Source organism: Synechococcus sp. R6-5 (genome assembly GCF_047461775.1).
Taxonomy (GTDB): Bacteria; Cyanobacteriota; Cyanobacteriia; order Thermostichales; family Thermostichaceae; genus Thermostichus.
Map to the genome: position 1 here is coordinate 1 of NZ_JANSHV010000126.1, position 13,258 is coordinate 13,258.

General features: G+C 60.4%; 11 protein-coding genes and 1 pseudogene. 3 read left to right on the plus strand and 9 right to left on the minus strand.

The genetic code is table 11. The features are described 5' to 3' along the window. Positions 1–986, minus strand: a pseudogene (locus NW818_RS07425) (hypothetical protein); the annotation flags it as partial. Between the two features lie 443 nt (positions 987–1,429). Here NW818_RS07425 and NW818_RS07430 point away from each other — a divergent pair. Next, the gene (locus tag NW818_RS07430; RefSeq protein WP_414424209.1) at positions 1,430–2,551 is read left to right on the plus strand and encodes a PP2C family protein-serine/threonine phosphatase; all 1,122 of its coding nucleotides are present in this window, start codon (positions 1,430–1,432) and stop codon (positions 2,549–2,551) included. A gap of 171 nt (positions 2,552–2,722) precedes the next feature. On the opposite strand, the gene NW818_RS07435 is transcribed toward NW818_RS07430, so the two are convergent. From NW818_RS07435 to NW818_RS07450, 4 genes are read right to left on the minus strand one after another with little or no spacing between them, the layout of a single operon-like run. Then, entirely contained in the window at positions 2,723–3,055 is a 333-nt protein-coding gene (locus NW818_RS07435) for a BolA family protein (RefSeq protein WP_414330062.1), read from the minus strand. Between the two features lie 28 nt (positions 3,056–3,083). After that, positions 3,084–4,100: a DNA adenine methylase gene (locus NW818_RS07440; protein ID WP_414424210.1), complete on the minus strand. Its 1,017-nt coding sequence runs from the start codon at positions 4,098–4,100 to the stop codon at positions 3,084–3,086. Then, a complete protein-coding gene (locus NW818_RS07445; protein WP_414424211.1) occupies positions 4,052–6,085 on the minus strand; it encodes a peptidase M3 in 2,034 nt (677 codons plus the stop codon). The genes NW818_RS07440 and NW818_RS07445 overlap by 49 nt, the downstream gene beginning before the upstream one ends. After that, a complete protein-coding gene (locus NW818_RS07450; protein ID WP_414355528.1) occupies positions 6,066–6,515 on the minus strand; it encodes a response regulator in 450 nt (149 codons plus the stop codon). Before NW818_RS07450 ends, NW818_RS07445 begins: the two co-directional genes overlap by 20 nt. A gap of 370 nt (positions 6,516–6,885) precedes the next feature. Between NW818_RS07450 and NW818_RS07455 the strand changes: the two genes are divergently transcribed. Beyond that, positions 6,886–8,436, plus strand: coding sequence for a YifB family Mg chelatase-like AAA ATPase (locus NW818_RS07455; protein ID WP_414424212.1), 1,551 nt, complete (start codon positions 6,886–6,888; stop codon positions 8,434–8,436). An 87-nt stretch (positions 8,437–8,523) separates the two neighbouring features. Here NW818_RS07455 and recF read toward each other — a convergent pair whose 3' ends face one another. From recF to rppA, 4 genes are all read right to left on the minus strand, one after another. Then, a complete protein-coding gene (recF, locus tag NW818_RS07460; RefSeq protein ID WP_414424213.1) occupies positions 8,524–9,666 on the minus strand; it encodes a DNA replication/repair protein RecF in 1,143 nt (380 codons plus the stop codon). 168 nt (positions 9,667–9,834) lie between these two features. Continuing rightward, positions 9,835–10,527 carry a DNA-binding protein gene (locus NW818_RS07465; protein WP_414424214.1) on the minus strand — a complete coding sequence of 231 codons (693 nt, stop codon included), beginning with the start codon at positions 10,525–10,527 and terminating at the stop codon, positions 9,835–9,837. 49 nt (positions 10,528–10,576) lie between these two features. Beyond that, positions 10,577–12,070 (minus strand): sensor histidine kinase, encoded by a 1,494-nt coding sequence (locus tag NW818_RS07470; RefSeq protein ID WP_414424215.1) that lies wholly within the window; start codon positions 12,068–12,070, stop codon positions 10,577–10,579. Then, the gene (rppA, locus tag NW818_RS07475; RefSeq protein ID WP_414355523.1) at positions 12,067–12,756 is read right to left on the minus strand and encodes a two-component system response regulator RppA; all 690 of its coding nucleotides are present in this window, start codon (positions 12,754–12,756) and stop codon (positions 12,067–12,069) included. Before rppA ends, NW818_RS07470 begins: the two co-directional genes overlap by 4 nt. A gap of 92 nt (positions 12,757–12,848) precedes the next feature. Between rppA and NW818_RS07480 the strand changes: the two genes are divergently transcribed. Next, positions 12,849–13,232 carry a hypothetical protein gene (locus NW818_RS07480; protein WP_011434266.1) on the plus strand — a complete coding sequence of 128 codons (384 nt, stop codon included), beginning with the start codon at positions 12,849–12,851 and terminating at the stop codon, positions 13,230–13,232. Positions 13,233–13,258: the final 26 nt, after the last annotated feature.

Below are 13,258 nucleotides of genomic sequence, written 5' to 3' on the forward strand. Positions count from 1 at the left end.
TTTTTCTCCTCCTGATATTGGGCCACCAATTGCTGGGCCTCGGCGATCTGGCCGCGGGCCACCTCCACATCTTGCCGCAGCTTTTCAATCTCCTCCGAGCTCACCATCTCAACGCCGGCAGGCTCCCGTTCCCCGCTGAAATAGCTGCCCCCCGGCCCGGTGCCCCCAATCCCCACCAGGGGAGCGTCGCTGTCATTGTTCAGGGTTAAGAGGCGAGAAAGAGCCTGGAGACGAACTCGCCCACTGGCAGAGCGCAGGGATCCCAGCTCCACCGGATCCCCACTTTCCCAACCGTCCAACCCACCAATGCGGTAGAGCGTGTAAAAATACTTGCTGAGTAGAAGCGCCAGCAGATGCCTGTTCTTGACCTCGTTGTACTCTAAGTAGGCCCGCAGACACAGTTGGAAAGCGATGTTGGGCAAGCTGCGGCACACCCTCATAATCTGGGTGTAGACCCTCTGCAGGTGAGGCCGAAAGCTGCGTGGGATCGCCTCGGGCCGCAGGCCACGCAACAGAAACTCCTGCTGGCGCAGATCCTGAGGGGTGAAGTAAAAGCTTTCTTGCCAAAGCAGCTCATCCAAGTCGCGGGCAAAAATCGGTTTTAAATGATCGATAATCTGCACCACAACCGACTCGGTGAAGGCCGGGATAACCTTTTCGATGTGAAGCTGATCGTAAACAGAGCGCAGCCGCTCGCTGCGGAAGTCTTCGATGGAGATCAGCCCCTTCATAGTCCCGATCCGACCATCGCTCAGCAGGAACTTATAGACCACTTCGGCAGTGGCCCCTGGGGAGAGAACGGGAGTTCCTGTCAAGTCGGGGCAGATTTGCAGGGGGCGTAGCAGGCGGCTGGTTTCGCTGACGCTGAAGCAACTCCAAGCTGCCGGGTTTAACACCACCGACGATAGGGAGGCCAACAATTGCTTCTCGTCCAAGTCCTCCAGCCGAATTTCTCCCCTGTGAGCTTCGCTAGGTCCCGGAGGCAAGCTCGCCCGCGAATCCTGAACGGCGGAAGGGGATAAGGATGGGGGAGATGTGCTCATGCGGTAAAGGCTATTGAATCTTAACGTTCACTCTAAGTCGGCGAAGGATGGATGAGTGTGATCTGTATCTCTGTATCCAATGAAAGTCTCTCAAGAAGAATCTGCCCAGAATCTGCCTCGAATTGTCTCCCGCCACCAGTATCTGGAAACGGTTAGCTTTTGGGTAGCGTGCAACCACGGTTTTGGGGATCCCCGAAGTGATACGCACCTTCAGCTCCGATGGATGAAGCTGTTGAGGCTTCACCCCTTTGTCGTGAACTGCTTGCCGAGCCGGTTTTCCTGCTGCAACCCCTAAGCTAGGATGAGAGGTCTGCCTATCGGTATGGGATATCGGGCTGGAGTTGGGTTTGAATGCGTTTTGACTTTGGGATTGGGGTGCAGCGGTCATGACGACCATTTTGATTGTTGACGACGATCCGACGATTCGGCTGGTGTTGAAGCGATCCCTGGAACGACAGGGCTACACCGTGGAGATGGCCAGCAACGGTTCCGAGGGGCTGGAGCAAGCCCACCTGCTGGTGCCGGGGCTGATCATCTGTGACTGGATGATGCCGGACATGGATGGGCTGGAGGTTTGCCGACGCATCAAAGCCGATCCCAAGTTTTCCACGACGTTTTTTATTTTGCTCACCGCCCGCACTGAGGTGGAAGACCGCATCCAGGGCCTGGATGCCGGAGCAGATGAGTTTCTAAGCAAGCCCATCGACCCCAATGAGTTGCGGGCACGTGTGCGAGCCGGATTACGCTTGCACCAGCTCAGCTATGACCTGCAGCAGCAAACGGCCAGGTTACGGGCAGAATTGGCCGAGGCGGCCAGCTATGTGCGTTCTCTCCTGCCGGAGCCGGCCTATTTTCCCGACTGCAAAGTGACCCTCGAGTGGCGCTTTTTACCCTCCCAGGAATTGGGGGGAGATTCGTTTAACTATCATTGGCTGGATGAGGAGCACCTGGCCATCTATCTGCTGGATGTGTCGGGGCATGGGGTGGGATCCGCTCTGTTGTCGGTGTCGGTGATGAACCAGTTGCGCACTCAAGGCTTGGCCGATGCCGATCCCCGCCAGCCGGACGCGGTCTTGCGCGCCCTCAACCACTCTTTTCAAATGGGATCCCACCATGAGATGTACTTCACCCTTTGGTATGGGGTTTATCAGCCGGGATCCCGTCTGCTCTCTTTTGCCAGTGCCGGCCACCCACCTGCCCTGCTCATCCAGGGTCAGGATTCGCTCCTGCTGAAGACTGCCAACTTGCCCATTGGCATTTTGCCCGACCTCACTTTTCAAAGGGATCAGGTGCGGATCCCCGAGAACAGCCATCTCTACCTGTTCAGCGATGGAGTTTACGAAGTCATAAACCCCCAGAGAGAAATCTGGGGGCTGAACAGTTTGATAGCCCTGCTGAGCAAGGGCGCTGGCAATAGTTTGGATCAGGTGATCCATCAGGCCCAATCCTTTCAGGGGCGGACGGACTTTGAGGATGATTTCTCCCTGCTCCGGATCAGCTTTGGTTAGAGGTGAGTTATGGCTATTGCAAGCTGCTTTGAGGCGATCCCTTGAGGATTCCCGTTTGCGACAGCTCCAGCCCCTTTCCCAAAGGAAGAGAGGAGCCGGGAATCGAGGCGATGCCCAGCGCGACCGGAAATGACCCTCTTGGCTCAAGGGGACTCTGTCCTGCTGTCGCGATCAGCCATCCGGCCCCTGGAGTTGCTCCCACTGAGCGGGGGTAAAGGTGCGCAGGGCTAAAGCATGTAGGCGGCCATCCTGCAGGTAGGCTTTCAGGGCCTCATTCACCAGCCGGTGCTGTTTGATCAGGGGCAAGCCCTGGAATTGTTCCGCCACCACAATGGCCTGGAAATGGTGGCCATCGCCGACAGTGTCTTCCACCTGCACCCTTGCGCCGGGTAGGGCAGCCCGTACCAATGCCTCAATTTCTCGTGGATCCATGCGCTGTTGTCCCCGTGGTCTCACTGTGTCCAAGCTCAAGATCCCGCCTCGGATCTCGACCTGCTCATCCATTGTGCTCCGCACCGCTATCGCGTCCACCTTAGACGGTTCTGGGGCAAAACGGGATCCCTTCCGGCCCACTGCAGGCGGTGGCCAGGCTGGGATGGCTCAGCACCAAGACCTCGGTGATGGGACCGCGTTTGTGGCCCTGGGCGTTGATGGCACGGCTGGCAGAGATGGTCTGGATGGGGTAATCCCGGTACAGTTCCCGCACAAAGGGGCAATCGGAATTGGAGAGCAGCACCTGCACGCCTCGGTCGGCCAATGTTCCAAACACTTCTCGCAGGCGGATCTGTTCCGCTTCGCCGAAGGCAAACCGGCTGTAGGCGGTGAAGCTGCTGCTGGCAGAAAGGGGATGGTAAGGGGGATCCAAATAGACGAAATCCCCGGGTTTGGCTCGTTCGAGCACCTGCCAAAACGGCTGCACCGCGATCTCCACGCCTTGTAAAACCCGTGCCACAGCCCGTAGGTTCTCCGCGTCGCAAATGCGGGGATTGCGGTAACGGCCCAAAGGAACATTGAACTCTCCCCGCGAGTTCTCTCGGTAGAGGCCGTTGAAACAGGTTTTGTTCAAGTACAGCAGGCGGGCAGCCCGTTGCGCCGGATCTTCAAATCGAGCCGCGCGGATGGTGTAGTAATAATCCCGGCTGTGGTGGGCTTGGTGGTGGCTGAGCAGGGCAATGATCTCCTCCACCTGATCCCGCACGCAGCAATACACGTTTACCAGCTCAGGGTTGATATCCGACAAAACAAAGTGTCGAGAACCCGATGGGATCCCTTGGGCCAGATGAAAAAAGACCGCTCCACCCCCCAAAAAGGGCTCGTGATAGGTGTTCCAGGTGCGAGGGAAAAAGGGTTCGTATTGGCTGAGCAGTTGCCCTTTCCCCCCTGCCCATTTCAGGAAGGGACGCGCTTTAACGGCTGGCTCCGCTGGGGTGGGTTCGCAGGAGTCGGGCGCAGGATCTTCCCGCCGCAGGGCATGCCTACGTCCAAGAGAACAAGGGTGGGTCAGCGATCCGGATCCTCTTCCAGCAGCTTTTCTAGCGTCTCGATCCAATGCTCCAGCTCCTCCAGCGCCTGCAACACTCCCTCTGGGTCGCTCAGATCCGCCTGCAGCATCTGGGTGGTTTCTTCCAAAGTCAGGGATCCGGGCGGGCTGGCCAACCAACGGAGGTAGTGGGGCAGAAAGTTGCGCGGAGAACTGTGATAGCGGCGGTGACAGGCCAAGGCCACCAGGCTGGCAAGGCTAGCCTGATAGGCACTAAAGGGGTGGAGAAACAGCTCCGGCATCCCCACCCAGTAAAACTGGTGTTCCGGCAACAGTTCCACCGCATCTCCGCACAGCTCTTGACACAGCTTCAACCACTCTTCGCTCACCCAAAGAGGATAGGTTGCCACATTTTCCCATGCGGGGAGCCCCGACCGATAGAGAATCAGCTCCAGCCGACTGATCAAGCTCTGGTAAAACACCGCCTGCAACTGGGCTTCCAAATGGTGTATCAACAGGGCCTGGGCCAACTGGAGGCTGCCGGAGCGTTCCCGCCAGCGCTGCGGAGCAGTTTGCCCCTCTGGGTCGTAAAGAGCAGGCCTGCCCATGCGAGGGGATCCCACTGCTGAGGCAACCAGGTGATCCAGGAGTATTTGCTGCAAAAAGACGGTGTGAGCCTGCACCCCCCACGCTCGCGGCAGCAGTGCGGAACTCCCCTGCATCTCCTCCAGATCCAGCCAAACTTGGGGATCCTCAGGCCGGAGCCGCTGGCTGATGATAGCAAGAACCTTCAACAGGAGCTCGCTCCCGCCGGATCCCGTTTCTCCCGACCTGGGCGAGAACTCCGTTTCGCCGGGGCGAAAGGCTGCGCCCGCTGCGCGATTGGGCTTGTCTGCCTCGATTGCCGAGCCGACTTCTAGCAGCCAGGGTTTGGCCTGGGCCGCACACTCGGGGCAGAAGTCCTGCAGGGCTGCCCAGATTAGAGAGGTGGCCTCAGCAGAGGTCAGGGGCGGCACGGGATCCCCCCAGGGCGCATGCAGATCGCAGATGCGAATGGAACGTCCCATTGTTCTGCTTTTGAGGCGGTAATAGTGCTGGAACAGGTCAAACCGATCGCGGATCCCTTCCAATAGGTTCTCCAAAAAGGTCTGAGTCAGGCCCTGGCGGGCCAGATACAGGTCGGCAGCAGAGTCATAGCCCCGCCATTGGGCCTCCCACAGGTGGTCGCGGATCAGGGTGCTGAGGATAAACCCACCCAGATCTGCATGGGCCTCCAGGTGTTGGCCCAGCCGCTGATAGGCAGCCCAACGGATTTCGGCGCTGGCGTGGGTTGGTAAGCTCTGTTCGCGCCAGTGGGACGGAGTTCCTAGCTGGACAAGGGTGTGATCTGGGAGCGCGGCAGGCGAGTTCAGGGTCACTTGCCACAACTGCCGCCAAGCCAACCTTCCTGTTAAGTACTGTTGGTGGAGCAGGCGCTCCAGAGGCTCAAGCTGTTGGTGACTCTGCTGTTCGTGCCAGGGGGACGGAGTCCTTTGAAGAAGGCGACACAGGAATTGGCGAAAGGGTTGCAGCTCAGGCTCGACGTGGGCATCGACTAGGCGTTCGTGCCAGCGGTGCAGTTCCCGACAGGGTGCCGTAGGCATAGCACCATCCTGACCCTCGTGGGGAACACCTTCCTCCGGGCCACCAGCAGCAACGGCAGGCAGGGATTGCAACTCCAGGAGGAAAAACAGCAGTTGGCTTTGTAAGGCGATGATCCGCTCCAGCCTCTGCCAAGCTGCCTCTGCCGAGTCGGCAGTTGGGATCCCTTGCATCCTTTGCGTCAGCTCGGCCAACTCCTGCAGTGCCACCGCCAGCTCCGGCGGGCTGAGTTGCGCCACCTGCCCCCGGTAGCGTTGGGCAAACTGCTGCACCTGCTTCCCAAGATCGTCCAGATTGTCGAACTCAGGGCTGCGCAAGGACTCCGTCTCGCTAACGTGATTAGAGCCCGTTGGCAGAAGCGTCGCGTAGCGATAAGGAAGACCAAAAGAAGGTTCAGAAGCAGGAAAGACCACCGGGATCAGCCTCCTGTCGCGTCAGCGTTGCGGTTCCCGCCAAGGTGCCGTAGGCATAGCAACAAAGATGGGGGTTGCCCCTCTGCAGAAGGACACACCTGCTTTTCTCCCCCACCAAAGCGCGAATGGTGTTGAGAAAATCTGGATTGGAGGTGTGGGCCTTGACCAGAGTGGCCTGGATCCCTGCTGTACACACCTCTGAGCCCCTATCTTGGGCAGAAAACACCATGACCGGCGTGCTGCTCACCGTTCGCGTCAGCAGGCCGGAGACCTTATGCAGCAGTGGCAACAGATCTGAACCCAAGCCATCTGGCCAGTTCAGATCCAGGATCACCAGTTGAAAGGTCTGGGTTTGCAAGGGCTGGCGCGCCTCCTCCACGGTGGGGGCAGGGAAAACCTGAGCCATATCCTGCAAGATCTGAGCCACCACCTCAAGATATTGGGATCCTCCTCCGCCCGCTTGCGTTTGTGGATATCTTGAACCCTCGAATAAGTTGACGCAGGCAGCCTTCCCAATCCTTGCCAGACGCCTATCCCCCCCAGCACATAGAACAGCTTTGGCTCGGAGAGGGATCCCGCCAATCCATGCGTAATTTCCACGCGATCCTATCCTATCCTTATCGAAGACAGCAGGGAGCACTTTGGGCGGGAAGGCTTCTCAACGTTCACGGAAGCGTCGCGTAGCAATTTGTAACATTCTCCTCTTGGAAATGCAGCTAAGGGGGAGGGGGGATGCGTCGGCCAAAACTTCTGCCAGGATGAGTTGAGATCTTTACTTATCTTTGGCGGAGGCGCTCTCTTTGTTTGCCCAAGTCACTGCTGCCGCTCTGCTGGGACTCCGGGCCGTGCAGGTTACGGTGGAGGTGGATGTGGGCGGTGGCTTGCCCCAGATCACCTTGGTGGGACTGCCCGATACTGCCGTTCAGGAGGCCAAAGAGCGAGTGCGGGCGGCGATCAAGAACTCCGGCTTTGCTTTACCCCAGCGGCGGATCATCGTCAACTTGGCCCCTGCCGATCTGCGCAAAGAGGGCCCCAGCTTCGATCTGCCCATCGCCATTGGGATCTTGGCGGCCTCCGGGGTGATCGAGGGGGAAGCTCTGGCCAACACCCTGATGGTGGGGGAATTGGCCCTAGACGGCACCCTACGCCCGGTGGCCGGGGTTCTGCCTATTGCCGCCAGCGCTGCCGAGATGGGGATCCGCCGCCTGGTGGTACCCCAGGAAAATGGGCCGGAAGGAGCGGTGGTGCAAGGGATCCAAGTGTATGGGTTGCCTTCCTTGGCGGCGGTGGTGAACTGGCTGCAGCACCCGAACGGGGTTAAGCCGATCCAGATCCAACCGCAACAGATGGTGTCGGCCAATTGGGAATCCCCTCTGGACTTGGCGGACGTAAAAGGACAAGAACACGCCCGGCGGGCCTTGGAGATAGCGGCGGCAGGTGGGCACAACTTGTTGCTGGTGGGCAGCCCTGGGGCGGGCAAAACCATGTTGGCCCGGCGACTGCCCGGCATTTTGCCCCAGTTGCAGTGGGAAGAGATGTTGGAGATCACCCGCATCTACTCGGCAGCCGGCCTGTTGCGGCAAAATCTCCACCTGGGTGGACAAACCGCCTTGATCACCCAGCGGCCCTTTCGCGCGCCTCATCACTCGGCTTCGGCAGTGGCCTTGGTAGGTGGGGGATCCTACCCCAAACCCGGCGAGATCTCGCTGGCCCACCATGGCATCCTCTACCTGGATGAGCTGACGGAGTTCCGGCGGGAGGTGTTAGAGGTGCTGCGCCAACCCCTGGAAGACGGCAAGGTTACCATCTCCCGCGCCCGCGTTTCCCTGGAGTTTCCCGCCCAAACCACCCTGGTGGCCTCCACCAACCCCTGTCCCTGCGGCTTTTACGGGGATCCCGTTCACCCCTGCACCTGTACGCCGCAACAGCGGGAGCGCTACTGGTCCAAGCTCTCCGGCCCGCTGCTGGATCGCATCGACCTGCAGGTGCGGGTCAACCGCCTTAAGCCGGAAGAAATTGTCCGCGCCCAGGGCGGCGAATCTTCCCAAGCGGTGCAGCGGCGGGTGGAGCGGGCACGACAACGGCAGCGGCAGCGCTTTCAAAACGAGCCTGGGATCCACTGCAACGCCCAGATGCAATCCCGCCACCTGCGGCAGTGGTGCTCCCTTTCGGATCCCTGTCGCAAGCTCTTGGAAAGCGCCATCCAAAAGTTGGCCCTGTCTGCGCGGGGGAGCGACCGCATCCTCAAGGTGGCCCGCACCATCGCCGATCTCGAGGGCGCGGAGGCCATTGCCCCCACCCACATTGCCGAAGCGATTCAATACCGCAGCCTGGATCGCGCTCGGCTGTAAAGCCCAAGCGCTCGGCGCCGCTGACGCGACCACCCCCAGCCCCCCTCCCAGATAGGGTTTCCCTCACTGCCAGAGCTCCGGCCTGCCCTACGGGATCCCATCCCCTGTTTTGTCGGGAAAAAGCTGTCCCCCTTGCACCTGAAGGATTTGGGCGGCTTTGAGCCAGCCGGCGTCAAAGGATCCCAGATGGGTGGTGGTAACCAAGGTTTGCACGCGCTCCTGAATGGCTTCCAAGAGCTGGTTTTGCCGGTGCAGATCCAGCTCGGCCAGCACATCGTCCAAGAGCAGCAAGGGCGGATCCCTGACCACCTGCTCGATCAGCTCCAGCTCCGCCAATTTCAGAGCCAAAACCAGAGTGCGCTGCTGGCCTTGGGATCCATAGGCGCGGGCGGCGGCTCCGTTGATGCACAGCTCCACCTCGTCCCGGTGGGGGCCCACCAGAGAGCTGCCCAGGGAGTGTTCGGCGGCGGCTTTGGCGCGGATCTCGGCCAAAAACTGGGCTTGGATCACTTCGGGGCTGGCCTGGGGATCCGGCAGGGGCACTTGGGGTTGATAGGTAAGGGTCAGGGTTTCCCGTCCACCGCTAATGACCCGGTGCCAGTGAGCAGCCAAAGGCTCCAGCCGTTGCAGCAGCCGGGCGCGGCGGCGCATAATTCGGCTACCGGTGGTGGCCAGTTGGGCATCCCAGAAGGCCATCTGCGAGAACTGAACGCCAGCAGCCGCGGGATCCTGCTTCAGCAGGGCGTTGCGCTGCCTGAGGATCTGGCGATATTGCTCCACCAGGCCGAGATAAACCGGCTCCAGTTGCAGCAACACCCCATCCAACCAATGGCGCCGCGTCTCCGGAGCGCCCCGCACCAGCTCCAGATCCAGGCTGGAGAACACCACGGCATTCACCTGTCCCAAAAAGTCCGCCTGGCGGCGCAGCACCTGCCCGTCCACCTTCAGGGATCGCCTGCCGCTGCTGCGCAGCTCCATCACCAGCTCGTGGGCCACCCCCAGCCGTTCAACCGTGGCGGCAATCTGGGCTTGTCGCTCCTCTTGGTATACCAGCTCCCGATCCCGAGCGGCCCGCCGCGAGCGTAAGGTGGCCAACAGCTCCACCGCTTCCAGCAGGTTGGTCTTGCCCTGGGCGTTCTCCCCCACCAGGATGGTTTTGGGCGCGTCAAAGGTGATCTCTTGATCCCGGTAGTTGCGAAAGTGCCACAGGTGCAGGAAACGCAGGTACACCAAGGGAGATGTAAAGACGCGATCAGTCAGTATTCGAGAAGAACAGCCCCCGCTCTGGGGGCTTTCACTTTAACCCAACTCCAGCAGGGGCCAGAGAAGATAGAGGGGTTAACCCCGGAAACTCAGCCAGCAGGGATCCCCTCTATCCCCAGTTCCGGGTAGGCCAGATCAGCGCCTGGTCAGGGTAGTCATCCCCCCGAGGCGCTCAGCCGCCAACAGGTGTAGGGCAGCGCGGGCGGCGTAGCGGGCAGCTTTGCTACGGCTGTAGTCGGCGAAGGTGTAGCTGCTGGGATCCGTACTTACGTCGCCCAACAGGTTCTGCACTTGATTCTGCAGGTCAGAGACGCTGCCGGAGTTGATGTTGGCGAAGGCTATCTCCGCTTGCAGCCGGCTGAGGTACTCCTGAGCCCGGAAAGGGGCCTCGAAGAAGGAACGGCCAGGGCGGCCCATGAAACCCAGCTCCGCTTCGTAGAGAACTTTGGCTGCTTTGGCTAAGTTTTCCGCTGCTTTGGCCTGCTCGCGGGCGGCGAAGAAGTTCCCCGCCTCAAGTGAGGCTTGGGCGTTGGTGAAACTCTCCTGGCCGTGTTCCAAAAGGCGGGCAGCCTCTGGGGAAGACCCCCGCTGAGAGAGGAAGCTGGCTTCGGCCAGGTGTCGCTGCGCCTTAGCCAGATCGCGGCTGGCTCGCTCAAGATCCCGCGGGCGCTGCCAAGTTGGCTGTACCTGAAGGGGAGCTGTGGCTTCAGGAGCAGAGCGTCTGCCCCGCTGGGCTTGCGCCGGGGATCCCAGCACCAGGGGGGTGAGCAGAACCAAAATCGGCAGAGAACAACCCAGAGCGCGAGCAAAAGAGGAACGAATCGTCATTGGTCATAGACTCCAATCGACAGGACAAGCCGGTTTGGGTTATCGCGGCTCATCTTGAGAATGGCGGAGAAAAATGACGTGAAGATGACAAGGGCAGCTCTACCGTAAATATCGATCCCTCTCCCACTTGGCTGGCCACTCGCAGGGATCCCCGATGGGCGGTGACGATCTGCTGGGCCAAGGCCAGGCCCAGACCGAACCCACCCGTATGGCGAGCACGGGTTTCATCCACCCGGTAAAACCGCTCAAACAGATGGGGCAGATGCTCGGGGGGAATGCCAATGCCTGTATCCTTGACGTGGAGGTAAGCGCGCTGGCGCTGGCTTTCCAGGCTCACCTGCACTGTGCCGCCTGCAGGGGTGTACTGCAGGGCATTGCGCAGTAGGTTCTCGATGGCCTGCCGCAGCAGGGCAGCGTTCCCCCGCACAAGCCAACCCCCAGAAAGATCCGTCTCAGGCAGGTGGCATTGCCAGTGAAGGCCAAGGGCCTCAGCTTGGGGGCGGTATTGCTCGCTCAGCTCCTGCAACAGCGCTCGCAAATTCAGAAGCGGCAGATCCTCCAGGGGCAGGGATCCCTGCTGGCGGGCCAACTGCAGCAAGGTATCGATCAGCACGCTGAGGCGGCGGGCACCGCTCACCACCTTTTCCAGGCGAGGTTGAGCTTGTTCCGGGGCCAGCAGAGCCATTTGAGCATTGCTCATCAGGGCGGCCAGGGGGGCGCGCAACTCGTGGGAAGCATCGGCAGTGAAGCGTTGCAACTGCTCGTAGGAGCGACGAATCGGCTGCATCGCCAGCCCCCCCAAGATCCAGCCGGCCCCGCCGATCAACGCCAGCGTCAGCGGGATCCCGATCCCCAACCCCCAGCGCAAGCGACCCAGGGTAAGTTGCAGCGGTTCCAGGGGCACCGCCAGTTGCAAGTAGCCCAGTAGCTTTTCCTCCTGCTGCACCGGCAGCGTGAGCTGGCGCAACAGTAAGCCGCTCTCTCCTTCCACCGTTTGGAAACCCAGTTGGAGATGGTGAGGCGGGCCATCCAAGTCAAACAGCTCCAGAGGAGGCCGGGATCCCGTGTACTGGCGCAGGGATCCCAAGCTTTCCCTTCCGGTGCCGGGAGCAGGATCGAACCAGCGCACATAGGCCAAGTGATGGTCGAGGGGTTGGGTTTTCCCCCCCAAAAAGGGCACCTCGTTCAACACCAACCGCCACTGCCCCTGGCGCAGCTCGTACTTAATGGCTGCCGCCATGATCCCGGCCTGAACCTGCAGCTCCTCGTCAAAAGCCTGCAACTGGTTCTCCACTTCCAAGCGGTAGAAGACGGCGGCAAACACCAGCAGGATCCCCCCCATGACCCCGGCAAAGCTGCGGGCCAAGCGACGGCGGCTGTGGTGAAACACCAGGGATCCCGTCCCTCTTGTCGCAGCCTTCTGCCCCAGGTGCGGCTGAAGGGGGTGTGCCAGGGAAACCCAGTTCCAGCCCAGCCATGGGAGAGAATGCTTGTGTTCAGCTCTTTTCACCTCCATCGCCACCCCCCTAGAAACTGCTTTCATGGGTTCTCTTCTGGAGAGGCTATGCGCAGCCGGTACCCCTGGCCATACACCGATTCCAGCCAATCTTGGGCCTCCACCTCTTTTAACCGTAGCCGCAACCGCCGCACCAACGCAGCCACGGCATTGCTCTCCGGCTCACAGCCCCATTCCCACACCGCCTGCTCGATCTGGCCCCGACTGAGCACCTGGTTGGGATGGCGCATCAGGTATTCCATCAATTGAAACTCCTTGCCCGAAAGCTGTACCTGCCTCCCCTGCCGCTCTAGGGTCAGGCTGGCCAAGTGCAAGTGCAGGGATCCCAGGCTGAGGCTGTCTCCTTGCCATTGGGGGGAACGGCGTCCCAAAGCCCGCACCCGTGCCAGCAGCTCCACCAGATCCACCGGCTTGACCAAATAGTCGTCCGCCCCCGCATCCAACCCCTGCACCACATCCGATGTTGCGTCTTTGGCAGTTAACATCAGCACCGGCGCACATCCCCCCGATTGGCGGTATTGCCGACAGAGCTGGATCCCGCTTGGCCCCGGCAGCATCCAATCCAAAATCAGGAGATCATAGGCTTTCTCCTCCATCAGCCAGGCAGCCATCTCCCCTTCCTTGGCACAGTCAACCACGTGGCCGCACTTGGACAGGGCAGCCTGTAAAGGCTCCAACTGTTCCGGGTCGTCCTCCACCAGCAAAATTCGCATCGTCCTGTGCGCCGTTGACCAAGACGGCCAGTTCCCACTGCCCAGGCTAGGATGGATCACGGAAATAGCCCTCTGCAAGGGAGAGAACAACGGTGGGGTGGCCCAAAATCCATCGGTGGCAAGATCTAGGGTTTGATTTTTGGCTGGTGCTGCCCTTGGCAGGGCTTCTTTTTGTGGCGGGGGGAGAGTGGGTGACGGGCCAAGCGCTGAGCCGTCCTCGCCGGCTAGAGCAACCTTTGGCGATTCGCAGCCAGCAACAAGCCACCTTGGCTCTGGATATTCTTTCCATTCAGGCGGAGATCCGCCGCTCCCGTGGCTACACCAAGGTGGAGGTGACTACCACCAATCCCCACCTGCGCAAGCTGGAATTTGAATTTCCACAACTGGATCCAGACCAGGTGTCGGCTCAGATTGCCCAAGAGCTTGGCCTTGCTCCCGAGCAAGTGCAGCGCCTGACCCGCTATAGCTTGGACTAGAGAGCATGACTCTAGTCAATAATAAG

Bases quoted from the DNA above. Each gene is read 5' to 3' on its own strand.
- NW818_RS07465 (WP_414424214.1), bottom strand. From the start codon at position 10,527: ATGACGATTCGTTCCTCTTTTGCTCGCGCTCTGGGTTGTTCTCTGCCG.
- NW818_RS07430 (WP_414424209.1), top strand. From the start codon at position 1,430: ATGACGACCATTTTGATTGTTGACGACGATCCGACGATTCGGCTGGTG.
- rppA (WP_414355523.1), bottom strand. From the start codon at position 12,756: ATGCGAATTTTGCTGGTGGAGGACGACCCGGAACAGTTGGAGCCTTTA.
- NW818_RS07435 (WP_414330062.1), bottom strand. From the start codon at position 3,055: ATGGATGAGCAGGTCGAGATCCGAGGCGGGATCTTGAGCTTGGACACA.
- NW818_RS07470 (WP_414424215.1), bottom strand. From the start codon at position 12,070: ATGAAAGCAGTTTCTAGGGGGGTGGCGATGGAGGTGAAAAGAGCTGAA.